The organism is Massilia frigida (assembly GCF_011682175.1).
Taxonomy (GTDB): Bacteria; Pseudomonadota; Gammaproteobacteria; order Burkholderiales; family Burkholderiaceae_D; genus Telluria_A; species Telluria_A frigida.
Genome location: NZ_WHJG01000053.1, coordinates 1 through 23918, shown reverse-complemented (window position 1 = coordinate 23918; position 23918 = coordinate 1). Strand labels below are relative to the sequence as shown.

The 23918-nt window shown below is 66.3% G+C and carries 22 protein-coding genes; 11 read left to right on the top strand and 11 right to left on the bottom strand.

All coding sequences use genetic code 11. The features are described 5' to 3' along the window. Window positions 1-16 precede the first annotated feature (16 nt). Window positions 17-2863 carry a bifunctional diguanylate cyclase/phosphodiesterase gene (locus tag F2P44_RS30575; protein WP_187363483.1) on the bottom strand — a complete coding sequence of 949 codons (2847 nt, stop codon included), beginning with the start codon at window positions 2861-2863 and terminating at the stop codon, window positions 17-19. Between the two features lie 196 nt (window positions 2864-3059). On the opposite strand from F2P44_RS30575, the gene F2P44_RS30570 reads away from it, so the two are divergent. The 4 genes from F2P44_RS30570 to F2P44_RS30555 all read left to right on the top strand — a co-directional run bounded on the left by F2P44_RS30570 (window position 3060) and on the right by F2P44_RS30555 (window position 7608). Continuing rightward, window positions 3060-3794 carry a Crp/Fnr family transcriptional regulator gene (locus tag F2P44_RS30570; protein ID WP_167093204.1) on the top strand — a complete coding sequence of 245 codons (735 nt, stop codon included), beginning with the start codon at window positions 3060-3062 and terminating at the stop codon, window positions 3792-3794. Continuing rightward, complete coding sequence (locus F2P44_RS30565; RefSeq protein ID WP_187363482.1) at window positions 3791-6097, top strand: PAS domain-containing hybrid sensor histidine kinase/response regulator; 2307 nt, start codon at window positions 3791-3793, stop codon at window positions 6095-6097. The genes F2P44_RS30570 and F2P44_RS30565 overlap by 4 nt, the downstream gene beginning before the upstream one ends. 9 nt (window positions 6098-6106) lie before the next feature. Next, a complete protein-coding gene (locus F2P44_RS30560; RefSeq protein WP_167093202.1) occupies window positions 6107-6940 on the top strand; it encodes a response regulator in 834 nt (277 codons plus the stop codon). Between the two features lie 230 nt (window positions 6941-7170). Further along, window positions 7171-7608, top strand: a complete 438-nt coding sequence (locus tag F2P44_RS30555; protein WP_167093200.1) for a hypothetical protein — start codon at window positions 7171-7173, stop codon at window positions 7606-7608. Here F2P44_RS30555 and F2P44_RS30550 read toward each other — a convergent pair. From F2P44_RS30550 to F2P44_RS30515, 8 genes are all read right to left on the bottom strand, one after another. Further along, window positions 7543-8586 carry an SDR family oxidoreductase gene (locus tag F2P44_RS30550; protein WP_167093198.1) on the bottom strand — a complete coding sequence of 348 codons (1044 nt, stop codon included), beginning with the start codon at window positions 8584-8586 and terminating at the stop codon, window positions 7543-7545. The two genes, F2P44_RS30555 and F2P44_RS30550, sit on opposite strands and share 66 nt — an antisense overlap. A 130-nt stretch (window positions 8587-8716) precedes the next feature. Further along, on the bottom strand, window positions 8717-9601 hold the full coding sequence (locus F2P44_RS30545; RefSeq protein WP_167093196.1) for a dienelactone hydrolase family protein: 885 nt from the start codon (window positions 9599-9601) through the stop codon (window positions 8717-8719). A gap of 548 nt (window positions 9602-10149) precedes the next feature. Beyond that, entirely contained in the window at window positions 10150-11157 is a 1008-nt protein-coding gene (locus F2P44_RS30540; RefSeq protein ID WP_167093194.1) for a sulfate ABC transporter substrate-binding protein, read from the bottom strand. A gap of 93 nt (window positions 11158-11250) precedes the next feature. After that, window positions 11251-11463 carry a hypothetical protein gene (locus F2P44_RS30535; protein WP_167093192.1) on the bottom strand — a complete coding sequence of 71 codons (213 nt, stop codon included), beginning with the start codon at window positions 11461-11463 and terminating at the stop codon, window positions 11251-11253. A gap of 126 nt (window positions 11464-11589) precedes the next feature. After that, window positions 11590-12651: a MauE/DoxX family redox-associated membrane protein gene (locus F2P44_RS30530; RefSeq protein ID WP_167093190.1), complete on the bottom strand. Its 1062-nt coding sequence runs from the start codon at window positions 12649-12651 to the stop codon at window positions 11590-11592. A gap of 53 nt (window positions 12652-12704) precedes the next feature. After that, a complete protein-coding gene (locus F2P44_RS30525) occupies window positions 12705-13697 on the bottom strand; it encodes a phospholipase A2 family protein (protein WP_167093188.1) in 993 nt (330 codons plus the stop codon). Window positions 13698-13731: 34 nt separating this feature from the next. Continuing rightward, window positions 13732-14481, bottom strand: a complete 750-nt coding sequence (locus tag F2P44_RS30520) for a hypothetical protein (protein ID WP_167093186.1) — start codon at window positions 14479-14481, stop codon at window positions 13732-13734. A 1-nt stretch (window position 14482) separates the two neighbouring features. Beyond that, window positions 14483-15013 carry a PEP-CTERM sorting domain-containing protein gene (locus F2P44_RS30515; protein WP_167093184.1) on the bottom strand — a complete coding sequence of 177 codons (531 nt, stop codon included), beginning with the start codon at window positions 15011-15013 and terminating at the stop codon, window positions 14483-14485. Window positions 15014-15413: 400 nt separating this feature from the next. Here F2P44_RS30515 and F2P44_RS30510 point away from each other — a divergent pair, with 400 nt between their 5' ends. The 7 genes from F2P44_RS30510 (at window position 15414) to F2P44_RS30480 (ending at window position 20915) form a co-directional block, all read left to right on the top strand. Next, entirely contained in the window at window positions 15414-15734 is a 321-nt protein-coding gene (locus tag F2P44_RS30510) for a hypothetical protein (protein ID WP_167093174.1), read from the top strand. 12 nt (window positions 15735-15746) lie between these two features. Beyond that, window positions 15747-16112: a response regulator gene (locus F2P44_RS30505; protein WP_054263451.1), complete on the top strand. Its 366-nt coding sequence runs from the start codon at window positions 15747-15749 to the stop codon at window positions 16110-16112. Window positions 16113-16187: 75 nt separating this feature from the next. Continuing rightward, window positions 16188-16937: a phosphatase PAP2 family protein gene (locus F2P44_RS30500; RefSeq protein ID WP_370662766.1), complete on the top strand. Its 750-nt coding sequence runs from the start codon at window positions 16188-16190 to the stop codon at window positions 16935-16937. A gap of 41 nt (window positions 16938-16978) precedes the next feature. Further along, window positions 16979-17869 carry a diacylglycerol/lipid kinase family protein gene (locus F2P44_RS30495; protein ID WP_229423844.1) on the top strand — a complete coding sequence of 297 codons (891 nt, stop codon included), beginning with the start codon at window positions 16979-16981 and terminating at the stop codon, window positions 17867-17869. Between the two features lie 9 nt (window positions 17870-17878). Further along, window positions 17879-18715 (top strand): metallophosphoesterase family protein, encoded by an 837-nt coding sequence (locus F2P44_RS30490; protein ID WP_167093172.1) that lies wholly within the window; start codon window positions 17879-17881, stop codon window positions 18713-18715. A gap of 113 nt (window positions 18716-18828) precedes the next feature. Next, the gene (locus tag F2P44_RS30485; RefSeq protein WP_167093170.1) at window positions 18829-20049 is read left to right on the top strand and encodes a mandelate racemase/muconate lactonizing enzyme family protein; all 1221 of its coding nucleotides are present in this window, start codon (window positions 18829-18831) and stop codon (window positions 20047-20049) included. Beyond that, window positions 20046-20915 (top strand): class I SAM-dependent methyltransferase, encoded by an 870-nt coding sequence (locus F2P44_RS30480; RefSeq protein WP_167093168.1) that lies wholly within the window; start codon window positions 20046-20048, stop codon window positions 20913-20915. The genes F2P44_RS30485 and F2P44_RS30480 overlap by 4 nt, the downstream gene beginning before the upstream one ends. Window positions 20916-20921: 6 nt before the next feature. Here the strand turns inward: F2P44_RS30480 and F2P44_RS30475 are convergent, their stop codons facing one another. Together F2P44_RS30475 and F2P44_RS30470 are read right to left on the bottom strand one after the other, a co-directional pair. Further along, on the bottom strand, window positions 20922-22322 hold the full coding sequence (locus tag F2P44_RS30475; protein ID WP_167093166.1) for a phenylacetate--CoA ligase family protein: 1401 nt from the start codon (window positions 22320-22322) through the stop codon (window positions 20922-20924). A gap of 31 nt (window positions 22323-22353) precedes the next feature. Beyond that, window positions 22354-23490 carry an autotransporter outer membrane beta-barrel domain-containing protein gene (locus tag F2P44_RS30470; RefSeq protein ID WP_167093164.1) on the bottom strand — a complete coding sequence of 379 codons (1137 nt, stop codon included), beginning with the start codon at window positions 23488-23490 and terminating at the stop codon, window positions 22354-22356. Between the last annotated feature and the right edge of the window lie 428 nt (window positions 23491-23918).

The following is a 23918-nucleotide window of genomic DNA, read 5'->3' as shown; positions in this document are numbered from 1 at the left end:
CCGCCCGCAAGGCGCTTCAGGCCATCGTGCACGGCGCATGCGCCATCAGGCTGGCAAATTCCAGCGCGCCCACCGGGCGGCTGAAGAAATAGCCTTGCACTTCATCGCAGCCATGCTCGCGCAGGAAAGCGAGCTGTTCGGCGGTCTCCACCCCTTCGGCAATGACTTTCAGGCGCAGGCTGTGCGCCAGCGAAATGATCGACACCACGATCGCGGCCGCGTCGGTTCCCAGCGCGATGTCGCGCACAAAGGACTGGTCGATCTTGAGTACGTCGAGCGGAAAGCGGCTCAGGTACGACAGGCTGGAGTAGCCGGTACCGAAATCGTCGATGGCCAGATGCACGCCCAGTTGCTTGAGCATGCGCAAGATGGTGATGGTGTTCTCGACATCGCTCATGACCATGCTCTCGGTCAGCTCCAGCTCCAGGCAGCCAGGTGACAGGCCGCTTTCCTGCAGGGCGTCCGTTACCGATTGCAGCAAATCCTTGCCGGTGAACTGGCGCGCCGACAAATTGACGGCCATGCGCAGCCGGCCCATCCCGGCCGTTTGCCAGGCCATGTTTTGCAGGCAGGCGGTGCGGATCACCCATGCGCCGATCGGGATGATCAGGCCCATTTCTTCGGCCAGGCCGATGAAGCGCAGCGGCGAAACCACCCCCAGCACCGGATGCTCCCAGCGCAGCAGCGCTTCCATGCCGACGATGGCGCCGCTCTTGACGTCGATCTGCGGCTGGTAGTGCAGCACCAGTTCGTTGCGTTCGAGCGCGTGGCGCAGGTCGGCCTCGATCCGCAGGCGCTCCAGGGTGCTCGCATTCATGTCGGGGCGATAGAACTGGTAGGTGTTGCGTCCCAGTTCCTTGGCCCGGTACATGGCGATGTCGGCATGCTTGGTGAGGGTGTCGGCGTTGCCGCCGTCGGCCGGGTAGACCGCCACGCCCAGGCTGCAGGTAACGAAAAATTCGTGCGCCTGGATCCGCAGCGGCTCGGCCACCGCGTCCATGATGCGCTGGAGCACGCGCAAGCCGTCGCCGTCGCCGGGATGGCCGGGCAAGACCAGCACGAACTCGTCGCCGCCCATGCGCGACACCGTGTCGCCCTCGCCCACGGCGCCCTTGATGCGCTCGCCCAGCACGCGCAGCATGGCGTCGCCGGCTTCATGGCCGAGCGTGTCGTTGACGAACTTGAAGCGGTCGAGGTCGACGAACACGACCCACAGTTCGGTGCCCGCGCGGTGCGCCTGCGCGATGGCGCTGGAGAGCCGCTCGGCCAGCAAGTGGCGGTTGGCCAGCCCGGTCAGGGCGTCATGATTGGCCTGGTATTCCAGCTCGGCCTCGAAGCGCATCACGGCGCTGATATCGTACTGGGCCACCACGAAGTGGCTGATCGCGCCGCCCTCGTCGCGCACCGGCGCGATGAACAGGTCGTTCCAGTAGCCGCTGCCATCCTTGCGGTAATTGCGCAGCACGACGTGGCCTTCGCGCTGCTCGCGCAGGGCGGCGCTGATTTCCTCGGTATTCTGCTGGTCGTGCCCGGCGCCATGCAGGGATTTGAGGCTCTTGCCAATGACCTCGGCAGCGCTGTAGCCGGTGATCGATTCGAACGCCGGATTGACGTATTCGACGGCATAGTCGGGCCCTTGCGCGTTGCAGATGATGACGGCATTGGCCGACACTTCAATGACTTTTTCGCGCAGGCGCAGCGCCTTTTCGGTGCGTTTGCGCAGGGCCAGGTCTTCGGTCAGGCGCAGGTTGGCGAACTGGAGCGCCGCGGTGCGTTCGCCGGCGACGCGTTCGATCGTTGAATGGCGCGTCACCAGGTTGTAGATATACGCGGCCGCCAGCAGGCTCGACAATAAGCCGCCGAGCAGCGCGTACCAGGAGCCGGCGCGGATATCGATGAACGAGCGCGGTTGCTGGGCCACCTCGATGAACCATGGCTCGCCCGCCACCTGGAACACCGCATTCACCGGCGCCGGATAGTTGTACAGCAGCCAGACCGGCAGCGCCCCGGTGGCGCCGGACGGGGGCTCCGCCTTGCCGTTGGAAAACGCGAGCTGGGTCGCTTGCGCCGAGCCCGATGCATAGATATTGATCGACATGCCCGGCTGGTCGAGCAGCCTGGCGTTGCCCAGCAGGGTATGGATCAGGTGGCCGACGCGGAACACGGCGGCGGTCTCGCCGATCACGGCGCGCTGGCGCTGGCGGACGGTGTCTTGCGGGGCCAGACGCTGGTACACCGGGGCGAGCACCAGGAAGCCGGTATGAAAGCCCCGGTACTGCACCAGCGACAGCAGGCCGGTGGCGGCAACCCGGCCGTTGCGGCGCGAACGCGAGCGCGCATCGCCGTAGGTCGTCATGGCGGCGGTATCGAGCCCGAGCGCGATGCCATTGCCGCTGGCCGGTTCGATGTACTCGACCACGTTGTAGAAGGGGCGCCGGGGCGCCGGAACGTGGCGCTCGTTGATGAATTCGGTGATGGTAAAGTCCGGTACGCGGCGGCGTTGCAGCGCCTCGTAAGCCGGACGCTCGGCGTCGCTCACCAGGCGCTGGAAGCTGAGCGCTTGCAGTTCGGGATAACGCGCCAGCAAGGGGGCGGTAAAGCTGCGGAATTGTTCGCGTTCGACCACGCCGAAGGTATTGAACAGCTGGTTGACGACCATGAGCTGCTCGATTGCGTCCGCCAGCCCGCCGGACACCGCATTGATGCGCAGGTTCGCCTCTTGCTTGAACTGCAAGGTGCGCGCATGCGACTCGACCCGCCGCACCGAGGCGAACACCAGTGCCGTCAGTGCCAGGCCGATCAGCAGCGCGAGGAGCGCCGATACCGAGACAGAAATGCGCACCCGGCGCAATAAATTTCTCATCAGACCATCTCCCGCCCGCATGCGCCCGGTCACCGCTCGCCGTAAGAACACGATACCTGAAAACGCGCCCTTTGTATGTACGCTTGCGTACGGACGCGCGCGGCGTTTACGTCCAGCATTGCGTCGTGGAATGACTGCGCGTGATATTCTATCGGATTAACCACCCATCTTTCACTGGAAGAATAGGCTGTCTCCAATGTCCAGTAAGCACGACCCGAACCAGAACCACTTGTTGGCAGCGCTGCTCGACGCCGAATTCGACCGTCTGGCGCCGCACCTCGAACTGATTCCCCTGTTGCTTGGCGACGTGTTGTCCGAATCCGGCGACAAGTTGCACCATTTGTACTTCCCCACCACCGCGATCGTCTCGCTCCATTATCTGCTGGAAAATGGCGGCTCGTCCGAAATTGCCGGGGTCGGCAATGAAGGCGTGCTCGGCGTATCGGTATTCATGGGTGGCGACAGCACGCCCAGCCGCGCCGTGGTGCAGACGCGCGGCCATGCCTACCGCTTGCCGGCGGCGATCCTGATGGAAGAATTCAACCGCGGCGGCCACGTGATGCGCTTGCTGCTGCGCTACACCCAGGCCCTGCTGACGCAAATGTCGCAAACGGCGGTGTGCAACCGGCACCATTCGGTGGAGCAGCAACTGTGCCGCTGGCTGCTGCTGACCCTGGACCGCCTGCCGTCCAACGAATTGACCATGACCCAGGAATTGATCGCCAACATGCTCGGCGTGCGGCGCGAGGGCGTGACCGAGGCGGCCGGGCGCCTGCAAGGCTACGGCTACATCAGTTACCGGCGCGGGCATATCACGGTGCTCGACCGGGCCGGGCTGGAAGACGATGTGTGCGAATGCTACGCCGTCGTCAAGAAGGAATTCACGCGCCTGCTGTCGGATGTGCGTCACCGCCAGGGAAACATCGGATGAGTAACGGTTTCCTGCACAACACCTCGGTCGAACGCCTGATGGTGATCGGCTTCGGCGCCACCCTGACGGTGCTGCTGCTGGTCGGCGGCATCGCCCTGAACTACGCGGTGGACTCGGCAGGGGCGGTCAACCTGATCAAGGCCAGCATCATCCTGCTGCTCATTTTCCTGGCGCTGCTGTTCGTGCGGGTGCAGCGCGCGATCAGCCAGCGTACCGAGGCCGACCGGGCGCTGCACGCGGTACCGCTGCTCAAAGCCGGCGCGCTGCAAGATGCGATTTTCAACAGCGCCAATTTTTCCAGCATCGCCACCGATGCCCAGGGCGTGATCCAGATCTTCAACGTCGGCGCCGAGCGCATGCTGGGCTACACGGCCGCCGAAGTGGTCGACAAGCTGACCCCGGCCGACATTTCCGACCGCCCGGAACTGGAAGCGCGCGCCGTCGAACTGAGCCACGAAATGGGCGAGCCGATCGCCACCGGCTTCGAATCGATGGTGTACAAGGCCCTGCGCGGCATCGAAGACATTTACGAACTGACCTATATCCGCAAGGATGGCACCCGCTTTCCGGCGCTGGTGTCGGTTACGGCGCTGCGCGACGCGCCCGGCCGGGTGATCGGCTACCTGCTGATCGGCAGCGACAATACCGCCCGCAAGCAGGTCGAGGCCGAACAGGCGCTGCTCGACCAGCGCCTGCGCGACCAGCAGTTCTACACGCGCTCGCTGATCGAATCGAATACCGATGCCCTGATCGCCACCGATCCGCGCGGCATCATCAGCGACGTCAACCAGCAGATGGAAGCGCTGACCGGCTGCACCCGCGACGAACTGATCGGCGCGCCCTTCAAAAGCTATTTTTCCGAGCCGGAACGGGCGCAGGAAGCCGTCACGCGGGTGCTGCGCGAAGGCAAGGTGACCAATTACGAGCTGACGGCGATGGCGCGCGATGGTACGCAGACGGTGGTGTCGTATAACGCCAGCACCTTCTACGACCGCGACCGCAAGCTGCAGGGCGTGTTCGCCGCCGCGCGCGACGTGACCGAGCGCAAGCAGTTCGAGTACGCGCTGCAAGAAACCAACGTCGAGCTCGAAAGCGCGCGCGCCACGGCCGACAAGGCCAACCGCGCCAAGTCCGAATTCCTGTCGTCGATGAGCCACGAACTGCGCACCCCGCTCAACGCCGTGCTCGGCTTTGCCCAACTGATGGCCTCCGACGTGCCGCCGCCGGCCCCGCACCAGCAGCGCTCGATCGACCAGATCCTCAAGGGCGGCTGGTATCTGCTGCGCCTGATCAACGAAATCCTCGACCTGGCCATGATCGAATCGGGCAAGGTAACCATGTCGCAGGAATCGATGTCGCTGGGCGAGGTGCTGCTCGACTGCCATGGCATGATCGGCCCGCAGGCCGCCACCCGCAACCTGGGCCTGCATTTTCCGGTCGTCGACAAGCAGCTCTTTATTCACGCCGACCGCACCCGCGTGAAACAGGTGATGATCAACCTGCTGTCGAACGCGATCAAGTACAACCGCGAAGGCGGCTCGGTGAGCGTGACCTGCGACCTGGTGGCCGACGGCCGGGTGCGCGTGAGCGTGGAAGACACCGGCGCCGGCCTGGCGCCCATGCAGCTGGCGCAACTGTTCCAGCCGTTTAACCGCCTGGGCCAGGAAAACAGTACCGAGGAAGGCACCGGCATCGGGCTGGTGGTCACCAAGCGCCTGGTCGAGTTGATGGATGGCCGTATCGGCGTCGACAGCACGGTCGGTTCGGGCACGGTGTTCTGGGTCGAATTCGCCAGCGCCGCCGAACCTGCGCTGGCGCCGGACCACGATGACGAACTGGAGCGCGGCCGGCGCCAGGCTGCCGCGCGCAGGATCGGCCGGCAGCCGAGCCTGCTGTACGTGGAAGACAATCCGGCCAACCTGGCGCTGGTCGAGCAATTGATGGAGCGCCGCGGCGACCTGCAACTGCTGACCGCCGTCGACGGCTACCATGGCGTCGAAATGGCGCGCGCCTGCAAGCCCGACGTGATCCTGATGGATATCAACCTGCCCGGCATGAGCGGCTACGGCGCGCTCAAGATCCTGCGCGAAGACAGCGGTACCGCGCACATTCCGGTGGTGGCGCTGTCCGCCAACGCCATGCCGCGCGACATAGAAAAGGGCTTGGAAGCGGGATTTTTCCGCTACCTCACCAAGCCGATCCGCGTGCGCGAATTCATGGATGCGCTCGATCTCGCCATCCAGCACGCGGCTGAACACGGCCTCGCCGAACCTGTCGACTCCGGCACCAATGCACCATTTTGAAAGAACGACATGCTTGACCCTTCTGAAATCCTGAGCGGCAACATCCTGATCGTCGATGATCAGGAAGCGAACGTGATGCTGCTTGAACAAATGTTGCGTAACGCGGGTTACGTCAACATTTCCACGACTCAGGATCCGCGCACCGTGTGCGCCGCCCACGCCGAACACGCCTACGACCTGATCCTGCTCGACCTGCAGATGCCGGAGATGGACGGGTTCGAAGTGATCGAAGGACTCAAGCTGATCGAGCGCGGCGGCTATCTGCCGGTGCTGGTGATTACCGCCCAGCCAGGGCACAAGCTGCGCGCGCTCAAGGCTGGCGCCAAGGATTTCGTCAGCAAGCCATTCGACCTGATCGAGGTGCAGACGCGCATCCACAACATGCTGGAAGTGCGCCTGCTGTACCGCCGCCTGGCCGATTACAACCGCCAGCTCGAACAGACGGTGCTGGAGCGCACCGCCGAACTGCGCGCCAGCGAAGCGCGCTTCCAGCGGTTCACCGAACTGTCGTCGGACTGGTACTGGGAGCAGGATGCGCAGGGCCAGCTGACCCGGTTTTCCGGTCCCGTCAGCGAGATGCTGGGCATCGGCGCCGACAGCGACGGCGACGGCGGCTGGAACCCGGACGAGCGCGCCCAGCTGAAGGAGAATATCGCCAGCCGCACGCCATTTCTCGATTTCATTTTCACGCGCACGCGCGCCGATGGCACGGTGCAGTACCTGCAAGTGAGCGGCGAGCCGATGTTCGATTCGTCGAGCCGGTTCACGGGGTATCGCGGGATCGGCATGGATATCACCGAGCGCATGAACTGGCGGCCGGCCGCAACCACAACGCCTGCCTGAGCTGCGGGGCCTCTACCTGTTGATCGGTCGGTGCCGCATGGCGGAGCTGTAAGCTGTTCCGCTCGACCACCACCTGTAGAGCCGTCGCCCCCGCGCCAAGGCGGCGCTCGGCGGGGGGGCAAGTTCGCTCCGCAGCCTCGTACGCCATCTATCAACCTTGTCCGTGCGACACCATCCGCCGATTTTGGGTACGCTGTCACCACACAGCACCCACCATTTCCGGAGGCACCATGACAGGCACGAGCACGCTCGACCCCGATAACTTTCCTGAAACACCGGACCGCAAGCTCGGCACCGGCCACGGTACGGGCGCCCTCGGCCCCAGCGATTCCTCCGACAGCGGCAGCGACCTGGTCGGCGCATCGGGCCTGGCGCGCGACGACGTGCTCGACCTCGGCAGCGGCACCACCTCCGACCTTGAAGCGGGCAGTGCCGGTGGCGCCGGTCCCGGCATCGGCGACTCCGACCTCGACAGCGATACCGATGCCAGCGGCACCGGCGAGCGCGCCGCCGCCGGGCGCGACACCACCGTGCGCGACGGCGCCGACATCGACGTCGACCACATTGAATCGATTCCCTCGGTCCCGCTCGACGAGGACGATCTAGCATTCATGGCCAGTGCGCCGCCGGGACAGGCGCCAGGCGGCAAAAAGGGCGCCCACCCCTAACAGCGCGCATAGCAAGGGCCTGGTACGCATCGACAGCGCCGTGTAGGTGCTCGATTCGGCCACCCGCGCCACCATGCCCATGCCCTGGCGTTCGCGCATGGCATTGGCCGGGTCGGGTGCGTGCAGGGCATCGTGGCGGCGCTGCGTGGCGCGCGTCATGGAAGGTTCGCGCATCTGCTTGCGAAACAGCACCCGCCGCAGGTAGCGGTCCATCAGCGACGGCAGGTGAAAGCCGGCGAGCGACATCAGCCTCGACGCCGCGCCCACGACCACGTCGCGGCGCGGATGGCGCGCCGCGTACAGGATGGCTTGCGCCACCAGTTCGGGCGCGTAGATGGGCGGGGGCAGGGCTGGTTCCCTGTCCATATAGTTTTTTGCATGCACGGTGAACAGGGTATCGACCGCCGCCGGCTTGATCAGGGTGACCGATACCGGCACCCCATCGTGCGCCAGCTCGATCCGCAGCGCATCCGTGAAGCCTTTGACCGCGTGCTTCGATGCCGAGTACATCCCCTGCAGCGGCAGCGCCACGTCCGATACTTCGCTGCCCAGGTTGATCAGGGCGCCGCCGCGCGCCTTCATGTGCTTGAGCGCTTCGAGCGAGCCGTGCACCACGCCCCAGAAATTGGTCTGGAACAGGCGCTGCTGGTCTTGCAGCGTGACATCTTCCAGCTTGCCGAAAATCGCCACGCCGGCATTGTTGATCCAGGTATCGACGCGGCCGAAGCGCTCGAGCGCGGCATGGCCGATGCGCGCCACATCGTGCGGCACGCCCACATCGGCGGTGACGGCGACCACCCTGGCGCCGTGCAGGCGCAGCTCGCCGGCCAGCTGCTCGAGGGCATCGCGCCCGCGCGCGGCCAGCACCAGGCTGGCGCCTTCGTCGGCGGCCATGCGCGCCGTGGTCAGGCCGATGCCGCTGGTGGCGCCGGTGATCACGATCACCTGCTCCTTGAGGGGTTTGAGTCGGGGTTTCATCAGGCATCCTTTCGTGGGTAAGCTCACAAAGGACAGACAGCGCGGGACGGTGTTTGGTTCGCCGCTGCCGGCGGATGGCCGGGTGCGGGAGGGCCATCCCCGCCAGGCGCTGGCGGGGATGGCGGGCCGGTCAGCCCAAGTGCTTCTTGAAGAAATCCATGGTGCGCTGCCAGGCCAGCTTGGCGGCCGCTTCATCGTAGCGCGGGGTGGTGTCGTTGTTGAAGCCGTGCTCGACGCCCGGATACACGTAGTGCTGGTACTCGACCTTGTTGGCCTTGAGCGCCGCTTCGTACGCGGGCCAGCCGGCCAGGATGCGTTCATCCTTTTCGGCGTCGTGGATCAGCAGTGGCGTTTTGATCTTGGGCACTTCGGCGGCGGGCGTCTGGGCACCGTAGAACGCTACCGAGGCGGCCAGGTGCTTGACCACGGTCGGCAGGTAGTTGGCGATGCCGCCGCCGTAGCAGAAGCCGACCACGCCGACCTTGCCGGTGCTGTTGGGCAGGGCCTTGAGGATGGCGGCCGCTTCGACGACATCGGCGCGCGTCTTGGCCTGGTCGAGTTTGCCGAACAGTTCGCGCGCCTTGTCTTCGTCGCCGGGATAGCCGCCGAGCGGGAACAGGGCATCGGGAGCGAAGGCGATATAGTTGTCGAGGGCGACGCGGCGGGCGATGTCTTCGATGTGCGGATTGAGGCCGCGGTTTTCGTGCACGACCAGCACGGCCGGCAGCTTGCCTTTGGCATTGGCGGGCTGCACCAGGTAGCCGCGCAGTGTGCCGTAGCCCTGGGGCGAGGGATATTCGACGTAGCTGGCCTTGATGCGCGGGTCGGTGGGCGCCACCACCTGGGCCGCGAAACTGGGGGAGAGCGCCGCCAGCATGCCGGCCGCCGTGGCGCCGCCGACCGCGTAGCGGCCCGCCTGCGAGAGGAAGCCGCGGCGGTCGAGCTGGCCGTGTACGTACTGGTCGAATAACTTCAGCACTTCGGGATCGAAATCTTTAGCGGTCATGCGTGTCATCGTTGACGTCTCCTCGTAGTTGCAGTGTGGCCGGGAAGAGTTCCTTGGCGCTCCGATCATACCCCGGTTAAGGGCTTGATGCCGCCGGGGAGCGGCGTGATGAAACAGACGTGGAGGAGGGGCGCGGAGGCGGCGTGAGGGAGGTGCGACTGTCGAGGGTGCGCGCGCAGATTCATCGCATGCCGATGCCTCGCAGGAGCCGCCGCATCGCATGGTGTCGAGGCCACGTATGGAGCCGCCGCTTCGCAAGAGCCGCCGTCTCGCAGGAGCTGACGCTTCGCAGGAGCCGACGCCTCATGGGGGAGTCGCCGCCTTGCAGGAACTGACGCTTCGCAGGAGCCGACGCCTCACGGGGAGTCGCCGCCTCGCAGGAGCTGACGCTTCGCAGGAGCCCACGCCTCGCGGGGAGCCGAAGTCGCGCATGGAGCGGCCGCATCGCAGGGAGTCGTCGCATCGCTGGGAGCCGGAGCCATCGCCTTCGCGCCAGGATGACACTCGGCGGAGGCGACGGCTCCGCGCTTGAACGGTTGCCCGAACGGGCTACATTATTACTTCTTGCCGGTCAGGTAAACCTGGTCGAACACGCCGCCATCGGCGAAGTGGGCCTTCTGGGCCTTGGTCCAGCCGCCGGCCACTTCATCAATGGTGAACAGCTTGACCTTGGGGAACTGCGCGGCGTATTTGGCGGCAATCTTCGGCACCACCGGACGGTAGTAATTCTTGGCCGCGATTTCCTGGCCTTCATCGGTGTACAGGAATTGCAGATAGGCTTCCGCCACCTTGCGCGTGCCACGCTTGTCGACCACCTTGTCGACCACGGCAACCGGCGGTTCGGCCAGGATGCTGAGCGATGGGGCGACAATGTCGACCTTGTCCGGGCCGAGTTCCTTGATCGCCAGCAGCGCTTCGTTTTCCCAGGCGATCAGCACGTCACCGATGCCGCGTTCCACAAACGTCGTGGTCGCGCCGCGCGCGCCGGAATCGAGCACCGGCACGTTTTTATACAGCTTGCTGATGAATTCCTTGGCCGTCGCTTCGGTGGCGCCCGGCTGGCGCAGGGCGTAGCCCCAGGCAGCAAGGTGGTTCCAGCGCGCCCCGCCCGAGGTCTTGGGGTTCGGCGTGATCACGGCGACACCCGGCCTGACCAGGTCGTTCCAATCCTTGATGCCTTTCGGATTGCCTTTGCGTACCAAAAACACGATCGTGGACGTGTAGGCGGCGCTGTTGTGCTGCAAGCGCTTTTGCCACTGGGGCGACACGCTGCCGCGCTCGGCGATGGCGTCGATGTCGTAGGCCAGCGCGAGCGTGACCACGTCCGCTTCCAGCCCGTCGATCACCGCGCGGGCTTGCTTGCCCGAACCGCCGTGGGATTGCTTGATCGAGACGTTGTCGCCCGTCTTGGCTTTCCATTGCTTGGCAAATGCGGTATTGACGTCCTGGTACAGCTCGCGGGTCGGATCGTACGACACATTGAGCAAGGTAACATCAGCGGCGATGGCAGCTTGTGACAGCAGGGTCAGTGCGATCAGCGACTGGCTTATTTTTTTTAACAGCATGGTGCGCTCTCTCTCGGTGGCAAGTTCGGGGAATAAAAGCATAAATGCCCCCCACCGGAAAGAACACGAATTAAATCAGCTTTGCATATGCGTTTAATGCGCCTTGGAGAGGATCAGCAGCCAGCGGCGCATCAGCAGCACTTCCACATGGCCTGGCTCGACGCCAGTGTCGCATTCGATGATGGGGTTGACCGTGTAGAAGCGCTTGCGGAAATCGCGCGTCACCAGCACTTCGCGGCGGCCGAGGCGCATCAGGAATGGGGTGGGAGCGTATTCGAGGCCGAAGTTACCGTTCAGTGGAGTCATGACGAATTCCTTTGTGGGTGTGCGTTGATCGAGTGATTCAAGAATAGCACAACTACTGTATGAATCCACAGGTACTGTATAAATAAACAGTTGTTTGTCGTTTTGCGGCATCGGCCTCGTTGCCCGTCAGGAATAGGCGATGTGTGGCCGCCGCCGCTCGCCGCCGCCCTGCCCGGACGGGGCCTGGACCAGCGCCATGATCTGGTCCTTGCCGATGGCCATCGGTGCGGCGATGCTGCCGTCGGCGCCAATCAGCAAGGCGCTGGGCGTCGCCATCACCCCGAACAGGGCGTTGATTTCGCGTTCTTCCTGGAGCAGGGCATCGCCGCCGATCAGGCCACCGAGCTTGTCGCGGTTGGCCTGGGCTGTCCCGCTGGTCACGGTCACCAGCCGCTCCTGGGACGGATGCGCGGCGCGCCATGCCAGCAGGCCGGCCAGCAGGTTCTGGCACGGTGCGCAGTCGGCGCTCACGAACAGGAGCAGCGTCGGTGTGCCGTCGCCGAGCAGCGCCGTCGAGGAGACCGGCATCTCCGCCAGCGTGACGGCGCTGAACGCGGGCGCGGGGCTGCCGGGCAGGGGACCTGTCAGTGGCGCGGACTGGCTTGCCGGAATGCCGGCCGCCGCCAGGCGCAGCTCCAGGTTATCGATTTTCAAGAGCAGCCGCCCTTGCTGGCGCACCAGGTTCAGCGACAGCCAGCCCTGCAGCACAACGATGCACGCCACGGCCAGCGACGCCAGCATGGCCGCGCCCAGCTTGCCGGTTTCGGCCAGCAGCCCGTGATCGAGCCGTGCGCGCCCGTCCCACAACAGATAGGCGGCGCACAGGGTCAGCAGCAGGCTGCGCAGGGCAACGCCCCAGCTGACCGGCGCGGCACGCACCTGTCCGAAGCAGTTGCAGCTGGGATGTTTGTCTTGCAGCAGCGCGGCCGTCACCAGCATGGTCACCAGCGCCATGAACAGGGTCGCCGCCAGCGCGCCGGCCCATGCCAGGCCGGGCGTGAGCAGGCAGGCGGCGATCCCGAGCTCCGCCGCAGGCAACGCGGGAGCGGTCCATTGCGCCAGGCGCGCGGGCAAGCCGAACTCGCGCATGGAGCTGGCGGTTTCACCAGCGTGGCCGAACTTGGACACGCCGGCCAGGGTCATGACCAGCACGACCGTAATGCCGCATACGACAAACAGGATACCCATCGATTACCTCCGGTCAGTGGCTGGATTTGAATGGTGCTGCGTGCCTGCCCCGGTCAGTGCCTGCGGGCGGTGCTCGGTCCCGCCGCCGGCGCCTTGGCAAAGGGCGGCACGCGGGGGCCGCCAACGACGAAGCAGGGCTGGATGCAAACCGGATTGCTGCCGCAGCAAGTGACGCTGACGCAAGCCCATCCGGGAGGGCAGCCGGCGCTGGACGTGCAGCTCGACAAGCCCGCGCACACCTGCGGATGATGGCAAAATCCCGTGCCTTCGATGGTCTGGAAGCATACGCAGCCGGGATCCTCGCAGCTAGGCAAGGCCTCGCAGCTGCCGCCGGGGCAGGTCTTGCAGGTTTGCGCGCCGCAGCAGTCGCAGGCCGCCTGCTGCGCCGCGACGTAAGCCGGCGTGCCCCAGGTGGCGCTCTCGACGCCGTCAAAGTAAGCGCGCGCCGTGGCGCGGCACGAGGAACGCCGGATCCGGTTGCTGTCCAGGCCGAGCGCATTGAGGAGCGGCGGATAAGCGGCATCGCAGGCGTCGCGCAGGCAGCCGGCGAAATCGCCGTCGCAGCGTGGCCGGCTGCTGTTGCAGTTGCCCCAACAGCAGTCGTGGCCGTCGCAACAGGCGCCAAAGCGCGCCGCGCCGAACGCGGCGGGGAAGGATTGTCCGCCGGCGGCGCCGCAGCCGTTCGGACGGCAGACGTAGCCGGGGTGAGCGACCCGCTCGGGGCAGGCCGCCAGGTCCGCCAGCGGATGCTTGGGGCGCACCCCGGCCGGCGTGCAGCATTGGGTCGCCACGTCGTACAGCTGGCGGCCGCACAGGCAGTTGGCCGCGGCCCATGCCTGCTTCACGCCGACGCTGCCGAGCAGCGCCGAGACCGTCCCGAACAGCGCCACTTTCATCACGTCACGGCGCCCGACCTGGCTGCCCAGCGATCGCGCAAAATGGTCGAAGCCGGTGTCATCCCCGGCCGGGCTGGCCGGCGTGGCGGCGCGCGTCCAGCGCCGCAGCGCATGCGCCAGTGCCGACATGGCCGAACGAGTGGCATCCATACTTTCTCCCGCGTCATACATGCATTCAATGGGTTCAGGCACGCCGGTACGGCGTCATCACGTAGTCGGTGACGACGGGGCCGGCCTCGTCGCTGGCGTGGTTCCAGGAGGTCAGCGCGGCCGGGCTGGCTTCCGACCGGGTTCGGGTGCTCATCAATTGAAATCCCGGCAAGGAGTGGCCGGGCGCGAGCTGATGCGGGTAGGGCGGCGCATCGTCGGCGGCGTACCACAGCACAAAGGTCTGGCCGTCGGTTTCCACCGCCCAGCCGGCGGGGATGCCGGTGACGGCCACCGGCGCGCCGATCGACAGGGAAAAGGTGGCGAGCGACTTGCGGCTGGCGGCGCTCTCGTCGTTGAAGAGCGTGTAGTTCCAGTAATGGCCCCGGGAGGACGACGCCACCCGCGCCTTCAGGCCCGGCAGCGTGGCGGCCGTGGCGGCAGGCAGGCGGATGAAGCGGTTCAGGCTCAGCCCGTGTGCGACAGCGCCAACCGTGTAGGTCCCGCTGAGCGTGAACAGGTATTTGCCGCCCACGGCCAGCGCTTCGCTGGAAAAACGCGCGCTCACATGGCCGGTGGAACTGGCGCCGATGAGATCGATCACGATGGGAAATCCCGGCGGGCTGCTGCGCTGCGCGCCGCCGAGCGTCATCGCGCCGATGTGCAGATTGCCGAGCGGCGCCTCGCCCACGTTCATGATGTGCAGATTGAGGAACACCTGGCCGTCGACATGTTCAATCCCCGGCTCCCCCAGCACGACCTTGGTTGCGGCTGCAAGCTTGACCATGTCAGCCTCCTGAGCGGCCGGGATGGACAGTGCGCGGCCGCGCCAGGCCGGCGCCGGCCAGCAGTGCGATGAATCCGGCGGCCAGCAGCGGCAGCGTGGACGGCTCCGGCACCGCGACCGCAGGGCCATCGATATAGAAGGAATAGGTGGTGACGTCGCTGAAATTGCCACGCACATCGGCCGCGAATACATCCATGGACCAGGCCAGGCCGCGCGCGGCGTCGGGCGCGATGTCAACGTGGAACAGTTCGGTCAAGCGCGAGATCGTCCGGTCGCCAATGGTAAATTCAACCCCGCCCAGGCGCTGGTACGGCGCCAGCGTGGCATGCGGGTAAGCGCTGAACTCAAGGAATATCTCCGTGCTGAGCAGGTCGAAGCCGCTCAGGTTGGTGATGGTGCCCGTGGCATCCCAGGCCGCTCCGGGTGCCAGGGTGACGCTGCGGACGTCGGGCGTGATTGACAGCAGCGACGCTGGTGCGGGCGCGGACCAGAACACGGTCAGCGCGGCGAGGAGGGTGGCTAATCGGTTCAATCGCACAGGTTTCTCCGGCGGGAAGGGATGGGGGCGCTGCTGTTTTGCCGATTTTGTAAGAAGCTTCCAGCGCCGGGTTTGATTCATCTCCATCCGCCCACCTTGCGCTACCCGCCTCATGCCGGCGTTTGACGCGGCTTGACTGCGGCATCTGCGTTCGCTCAACAAGCCGCTGGTTGGGCTGCGCGAGGTGTAATATTTGGCGCACAGCAACAATTTGATTGACTACTGTGCAAGTCGCGGCGATACTGCGCCCAAGCTGGCTGTTACGCAATATGATCTGACGTATCATGTTGATTGTTACGCCCATGCCCGGTGGACCAGGTAAAACCGGTTTTGTGTGCCGTCAGCAGTGCCCGCGGGAGCCTGTGGCGCTCGTTCATTGATTGGGGTTCTATTCATGCCTGACCCAAAGGCGGTCAATTCCGCGCTGTACAACACGGTGCGGAAAGACGTGGCGCGCTACGTCAGAAACAAGTTGCGGAGCATGGAACTCGATGTCACCGCCCTCGAACTGCATAACTCCAGTTCGACCAAGACCTTGCGCGTGTACGTCACGGTCAGCCGGACCACCAACCTGAAGGCACTGTACCTGGCCGAAACCATCGTCTGCCAGGAGTTGCAGAAAGAATTCGGCCTGCGTCCCGATGCCTTTTACTGGCGCTATTGTCCCGAACGTAAAGTAGCGGAGGAGGTGGCGCCTTCCCCCTCCGCCCATTGAAATCGATTTGTCATGGCTAGTCAAAAAATCCTCGTCGTCGACGATTCGCTGGTGCAGCGCCTGATCGTCTCCGAACTGCTGCTGGCCCACGGGCACCGCGTGATCCTCGCCACCGACGGCGTGGAAGCGGTGGCGATGGCGCGCAGCGAGCTGCCAGACCTGATCATCATGGATGTGGTCATGCCCAACCTGAACGGTTTCCAGGCCACGCGCGCCATCACCAGCGATGAAACCACCTGGCATATCCCGGTCATCCTGCTCACCAGCAAGGATATGGATTCGGACCGCATCTGGGCGCTGCGCCAGGGCGCGACCGCGTTCATGAACAAGCCGCTCGATCACGCCGCGCTGCTGGAGCTGGTCAACACCCTCGAATAGCGCCGGGCGGGGCAGCTTCCTGGCGGTCTGTGCGCTGCAAAGGGTGGCGCCTCGTGTACGATTGCAAACGTTGCCGTGCCGCTGGTGCCGGCCGTTGCCCATCGTCCAACCGTGATCCCTTTCCATCCCCGCGTGCGCAGCTTCGTCGCCGCCCGCCTCAGTCCCGAAGGCGAGCTCGGCCTGCACGTCACCATCGGCGCCGTGCTGATGATGCTGGCCGCCGCACTGTTCGGCAACCTGGCGGCCGATGTCGTCTCGCATGATGACATCACCGTACTTGACGCCTTCCTGGCCAACTGGTTCCACGGACACAAGAACAGCGCCTGGACCGGCCCCATGCTGTTCATCACCAACACCCACGACGTGCTGGGCGTGTCGCTGATGGCGAGCGCGCTGGGCCTCTATTTTTATTTCAACAAAGCGCGCTACTGGCTGATCTGCCTGGTGCTGGCGGTGCCGGGCGGCCAGCTGCTCAACGTCATGCTCAAATATATCTTCCAGCGCGCGCGGCCGAGCTTCGACGAGCCGCTGCTGACCTTGTCCACCTACAGCTTCCCCAGCGGCCATACCCTGGGCGCGACCGTGTTCTACGGCTTGCTGGCGGCTTATCTGGTGTGCGTGCTGCCGCGCTGGCGCGTGCGCCTGCTGGTGGTGCTGGGCGCCTGTGCCATGGTCGCGCTGGTGGCCCTGAGCCGGGTCTATCTCGGCGCCCATTACCTGAGCGACGTGCTGGCGGCCATGGTCGAAGGCTGCGGCTGGCTGGCGGTGTGCATCACCTCGTGCTCGACCCTGCGCCGCCAGCGCGCGGCGCGCATCACCGAATAGCGCATTTCCCCAACCCTGAACCAATCCCGAGGAGCTTCATCCTGACCCCGATCGCAGTCATCATCAACGGCAGTGCCGGCAGCGGCCACGACGACCAGCGCGCCGCCGAGCTGCGCGCCAAGTTCGCCGCCCACGGCCTGGACGCGCACGTGACCCTGGCGCGCGGCGGCAGCGAGTTGATCGAGGCCGCCCGCGCGGCGCGCGCCAGCGGCAAGCAGATCGTGGTGGCCGGCGGCGGCGACGGCACCATCAATGCGGTCGCTTCGCAGCTGGTCGGCAGCGAGGTGGCCTTCGGCGTGCTGCCGATGGGCACCCTGAACCATTTCGCCAAGGACCTCGGCATTCCGCTGGCGCTGGACGAGGCGATCCGCAACGTGGCCCAGGGCCGTCGCACCCAGGTCGATGTGGGCGAGGTGAACGGCACGATTTTCCTCAACAATTCTAGCCTCGGCCTGTATCCGGACATCGTGCGCGACCGCGAAAAGCAGCAGCGCCGGCTCGGGCGCGGCAAGTGGCTGGCGGCCGGCTGGGCCACCTTGACGGCGCTGCGCCGCTATCCCTTTCTCAGCCTGCGCCTGACGGTGGGCGAGCAGGAACATGCGCGGCGCACACCGTTCGTCTTCATCGGCAATAACGAATACACGATGCAGGGCTTGAGCGTGGGCGAGCGCCAGCGCCTCGATGGCGGCAAGCTGAGCCTGTACGTGGCGCAGCGTCCCGGCCGCCTGGGATTGCTGCGGCTGGGCTGGAGCGCCCTGTGGGGCAGCCTGGCGCAGGAACGCGATTTCGACGTGCTTGCCGTGGAAGACATGGAAATCGCCACCCGCCACAAGCGCCTGCGCGTGGCCACGGATGGCGAAGTGAGCGTCATGACGACGCCGCTGCGCTACCGGATCCGCCCGGCCGCGCTGACGGTCGTCGTCCCAACTTGAGGAGTTAGCATGCGTACTTTGGTTCATCTTTCAGACCTGCATTTCGGCCGGGTCGACGAAAAACTGCTGGCGCCGCTGCGCGAACTGGTCGAACGCATCGCGCCGGACGTGGTGGTGGTGTCGGGCGACCTGACCCAGCGCGCCAAGAGCGAGGAATTCGAGGCGGCCAAGGCCTGGCTCGACACCCTGCCGGGTCCGCAGATCATCGTGCCGGGCAATCACGATATTTCGCTGTACAACGTGTTCCGGCGCTTTTTGCAGCCCTTGACGCGCTACAAGCGCTACATCACCGACGACCTCGATCCGATCTACGTGGATGAAGAAATCGCCGTGCTGGGGGTGAACACCGCGCGCTCGCTGACCTTCAAGGATGGCCGGGTCAATGACGAACAGGTGGCCATGATCCGCAAGCAGCTCGACGGGCTGGACCCGGCCATCACGCGCATCATCGTGACCCATCATCCGTTCGACCTGCCCATGAGCGCGGATGACGACGACCTGGTCGACCGCGCGCCGATGGCGATGAAGGCGTTTGCCGATTGCGGGGTGGACTTGCTGTTGTCGGGGCATATGCATACCAGCCATGCCGGCAACACTTCGGAGCGTTACCAGATGAGCGAGTACGCGGCGCTGGTGGTGCAGGCGGGCACCGCGACCTCGACGCGCGGCCGGGGTGAGGTCAATTCCTTCAACGTGGTGCGGGTCGAGCGCGAGCGGGTGGAAGTGGACCGCTACGGCTGGGACGAAGTCGGCTTGCGGTTTTCGCTGATGAAAACCGAGCCCTTCCTGCGCAGCGGGAACATCTGGTCGGGCCATACCGAAGGCTTGATGGCCAGCGGAATCTGAGCCGCTCCGCAGTGCCCGGGTTGACAGTACAATAGCCCGTGCGCCGGTCCCGCGACCGGCGCTGCAAAAGTCCTGTGCCGGCCCGCACGACGTGCCGGCGCAGCGGATGTCCGATGGCCCGACCTTACTGGCGTGATGTGCTCATGGCTGATTTTTCTCCTGGAAGTGCGCGTGACGCGCCGCTGACGATCGTGCGGGTGCAAGTGTGGAAGGTGCGCGTGCCGTATATCGCGCCGATGCAATCGTCGCGCGGCCGCTTGGAGGTGGGCGAGAAGGTGCTGCTGCGCCTGACCGCGCTCGACGGCAGCGTGGGCCTGGGCGAGGCCTCGATCATTTTCCCCGCGCGCGACGGCGAAAGCGCCGACTCCGTGTTCCGCCGCCTCGCCGAGGTCAGCGGCCCGCTGCTGCTGGGCGAGGATGGCGCGCGCATCGTCACCATCTTGCAGACACTGGCGGGCTTGTCGTCGGAACGCCACGCCTTTCCCACTTCCCTGTGCGCCATTGACCTGGCGCTGCACGACCTGAAGGCGCGCCACCTCGGCATGTCCGTGGCCGACCTGCTCGGCGGCGCAACGCGCGAACGCTTTGCCCTCTCGCGCAGCATGGCGATGCCGGACGAAGGCGCGGCGGTGCGGTCGGCCTGCGCGTTGGCCGAGATGGGCTACCGCCTGCTCACCCTGAAGGGCAGCGCCGACTGGCGCCACGATATCCGCATGGCGCGCGCGGTGCAGCGCGCCGTGGGCGCCAGCGCGCGCATCGAGATCGATCCCAACCAGGCCTGGCACTGCAAGGCGACGCTGGCCGTCGATGCCGCCTTGCAGGAGTGCGAACTCGAATGCATCGAGCAGCCGTGCGCCTGGTGGGATATCGAGGGCATGCAGCTGATCACCGAGCGCGCGCATGCGCCCATCGCGGCCGACGAAAGCGTATTGAGCCCGGCCGACGCCATGCGCGTGGTGCGTGCGCGCGCGGCCGACATCATCACGGTCAAGCTGGCGAAGTCCGGCGGCTTGCGCGCTTCCTCGGCCATCGTGGCGATCGCCGACGCTGGTGGCTTGCAGTGCAACCTGGGCTCGAAACATACCCTGGGCGTGGGCACGGCGGCCCTGCTGCACTTTGCCGCCGCCCATCCCGCTGTCGGCGAGTTCGTCGGCTATGGTTCCGCGCTCGAACGCTTCGTCGGCGACATCATCAACGAAACCATCGACATCCGGGATGGCCAGGCCCGCCTGCCGCCCGGCCCCGGCTTCGGCGTCACGCTGGACCAGCAGGCCGTGGCGCGTTACGCGCTCGCGGCGGCCGACCTGTCGGCCGAGCGGGCACGCGCGCGGTGACGGCGCCGCCCTGCGCTGCCTACGGCCATGCGGCGCGGCGCGGCCAACTGCTGCATGCCTTGCCGGCCTTGCTGCCGATGCAATCGGCTTACCATGCCGGCTGGGTGGTGCTGCAATTGTTGGGCATCATCAGTGGCCTGGACAGCGAGCGCGCGCACATCGTGCGCCATGTACGGGCGCTGGCGCGCGCGCGGCCCATCGCTTCGGTGTACGTCGCCGGCAGCGCCGATTGCGGGCTGCTGTCGGTGCTGCACGAAGCCTTCGGCGCGGACATCGCGGGGCTGGACGTGCGCGTCGCCGACCGCTCCCCGGTGCCGCTGGCGCTGTGCCGCCAGTACGCGGCCGCGATGGGCTTTCCGGTGGCGCTGGAAGTGTGCGACCTGGGCGCACCGCCCGGCCCGGCCGAACGCCGCTACGACCTGGTGCTGACCCATTCCCTGCTCAGTTTTATTGCGCCGGACGCGCGCGCCGCGCTGGTCGGCCATCTGGCGGCGCGGCTGGACGTGGCGGGCAGCTTGCTGCTGTACCAGAGCGTGCGCGCGCGGCATGGCTCGCCGCTGCTATCGTACTCTCCGGAGCAGGTTGACAGCATGGTCGGCGCCAGCCTGGCCGCCCAGCGCAGCGCGGCGCGCTGCCTGCCCATGCTGACGGAGCATGAACTCGAAGGGATCGTGCGCGCATTCTGCGCGGCCAAAATTACCCATGCGGTCGCCTCGGAGGATGAGCTGATCCACAGTGCCCGCGCCGCCGGCCTGGCCGGCGTGCGCTGCGAGCCGCTGTCGGAGCGGGAATTGGCCGGGCACCGGCCCGCCACCCCGGAAAGCCGCTACGTCAAATGGATGTTGCAGGGACAGCGGGCCGCCTGAACGCCGTCACGGCGCGTCCGGCGGCGCCGTCATGGCCGACACAAACTCCTCGAATTTGCCGTTCGCGCTGCGCGCAATCGCGTCCACCCGCTGCGCGCTCACGCTCACGCCCGGCGGCAAACGCTGCGCCACCTGCGCCGCCAGCCGGCCTTCTTCCTCCGGCGCGAGCGCGCTGGCGCTGACATAGCGGATTTGCACATGGTCGAGCGCGGTCTGGACCACCTGGCGCTGGATGATGCGCGGACCGCCGCTGCCAACGCCTGCGGCACTGTCGCGAAAGCCGAAGGTGGGCCAGTAGCGTTTGGCGTCGGCCGTCACCAGCATGTTGCGGGTGCGTCCAAGGATGCGCGTCAGCACGGGCAGGCCGCGTCCGCAGGGGCAGGGCGGGCCGGCTTCGGCCATGTCGCCCAGCTCGTAACGGATCAGGGGCATCGCGAAATTCAGCAAGCCGGTGACCACCACCCGTCCGCACACGCCCGGCGCGCAGGCTTGGTCATCGTCGTCCAGCACTTCGAGCAGGACGTTTTCGGATTGAACATGATAGTGGCCGCTGTGCGGGCAGCGGATGGCGAGGTAGCCGAATTCCTCGGAAGAATAGGTATCGTTGACCGGCACGCCCCACGCCTCGTGGCATGCCTGGCGCACCTGCGCATCGAGCGGTTCGCCGAAGGTGCGCACTTCGCGCAGGCCCGGCAAGCGCACGCCTTGCGCGAGCGCCAGGCTGGCCAGTTGCAGGGCGAGCGAGGGATAGGTCAGCAGATAGCCGGGCGCGCGCTCGACCAGCCACGCCAGCTGGGCCTGGACATCCACGCTGACCGGACACAGATAGGCCGGGCCGGTGTGGAACATGCGGGTGGGTAAGCCCCAGTTGTCGGCCTGGTCCGCCTCGCCGCGCCGGATGATGCATAGCGTTTGCTGCAAGTCGCGCCGGTGCCATGCGTGGTCGCGCAAGGTCAGCGCTTCCCATATCAGCTGGTTCAGGTAGGTTTTGCGCAAGCGTACCGGAGTGCCGGTGGAGCCCGAACTGCTGCTGTCGGTGAGCGGGCCGTGTTCGGCCGGCAGCGCGCCGCTTTGCAGCTGCACAAACTGCGCCTGCAGATCGCGCCTGCGCAAGCACGGCAGGCTTGCGAAGGCCTCGGCGGACAGCGCCTCACCATCGCTTAGCCGCGCGAGCAGGCCGGGCGGCCAGTGCTCGCGGTACCAGGGGACGTTCAGCGCGGCATGCCGCACGATCTGCCCCAGCTGCACCGACTGGCGCGCCGCGATCTCCTGCGGGGCCAGCCATTGCTCGCTTTCCATCTGGCGGAACAGGGAGTAGACCAGGCTGCCCCGCACATCCGGGACAGCCGGCCACTCGATGCCGCTCAAACTGCTCTTCAAACGCCATGCGGGTACGTCGTTCGACATCGGCCTCCTTCAGTCATGGTCGCGGCGCCGCTCAGAACTGCTTGCGCAGTTTGAGCGACATGCTTTGGGCCCGGAAACCGCGATGCGCTTCCGCGTCGTAGCGCGCCGTCAGTTCGGTGCTGCCGGTCCGTAGCAGCGTCACACCGGCGCCGGCGCGCGCAAACAGCGGCTTGGGATCGATGCCGCTGGTGGTGAACGCCGGTCCGCCACCGGCAAAGGTGGCCACCACCGCAGTCTGCTCGGCCAGGAAATCGTAGCCGAACCCAAAGTTGCCCGAGAACGTCAATTGCGTCGACGGCGAATGATTGAACTTGACGTCGCCGTACAGGATGAACTGCTTGGCGCGCTGGCTATTGACCAGCAAGCTCAGGGCGCCGGCGCCGGTTTCAGCGTAGGCCTTGTTCTTGACGGTGGTGTAGTCCAGGCGCATCGATGGCGTCATGTTGGTTTGCTCGCTGAGCCGCAGCACGCGGGCGAGGCCGCCGGCGACATGCAGGCTGGTGCCGCGATAATCGCTGTTGGCCGTGCGCGTCAGGCCGCCGAAGCTGATGAGCCGCCGGCCCTCGGTCTTGTTGGTGCCCATGTCGAGCTGCCAGCTGATGTCGGTGTCGGCGTCCAGGTTGTGGCTGCCGTAGGTCATCAGTTGCAGCAGGTCGATATCGGCCGACTGCGGGCTCGCGCCGTTGCCGTCCAGCTTGGTCTTGGCATAGGTCACGGCGAAGCCGACCCGGTCGGCGCTGCTGACAACGCCGTCCGCCCCGACGATCAGGCCGCCGCTATTGGCCTGGTAGCCGGCCGTGCCGTCGCGGTCGCTCTGGCGCGCCCAGGCGCCGAACGGCTTGGCCCACAGCGCGCGCTCGTTGCCGTAGCTGTCGCCGGCCGAGAGGCCGCGATTGGCTTCGATGCGCGCTTGCACCACGCGGTCGGTCAGGTTCATGGTACTGGCGATGGCGGCGGCAGTGCCACCGGCCGCCAGCGGGATGGTCTGGCCGACGGCATCGGACACTTCTTTCGCGGTCGACAGCTTGCCCAGAGCGGTGATGACCTGGCCCATGTCGCCGCCGGAGCTGTTGGCGATCAGGGTGTCGAATACGCGCGCTGCGCCGCCCCCGGACGAATTCCCGGTGGCCACGATGGCCGAGATGGCGGTGTTGGCCGGTGGCTGCACGATTGGCGGCAGCGGTGGCGTCGGGACGGGCGTTGGAACCGGTGTCGGCACGGGGACGGGAGTGGGCACTGGGACCGGTGTTGGCACCGGCACCGGTGTTGGCACCGGCGTCGGGACGGGGGTCGGCACAGGGACGGGTGTCGGCACCGGCGTAGGAACAGGCGTTGGTACCGGTGTCGGTACCGGAGTCGGTACAGGTGTCGGCACGGGTGTTGGAACCGGCGTTGGTACAGGTGTCGGCACCGGGGTTGGGGTCGGCACTGGCGTCGGCGTTGGGACAGGCGTCGGCGTTGGGACAGGTGTCGGTGTCGGCGTCGGTGTTGGCGTCGGCGTTGGTGTTGGCGTCGGCGTTGGCGGGGGCGCGTGGGGGGGTGGGGGTGGGGGGGACGGGGGTGTGGGGTGGGGGGGGGTGGTGGTGGGGGTGAGGG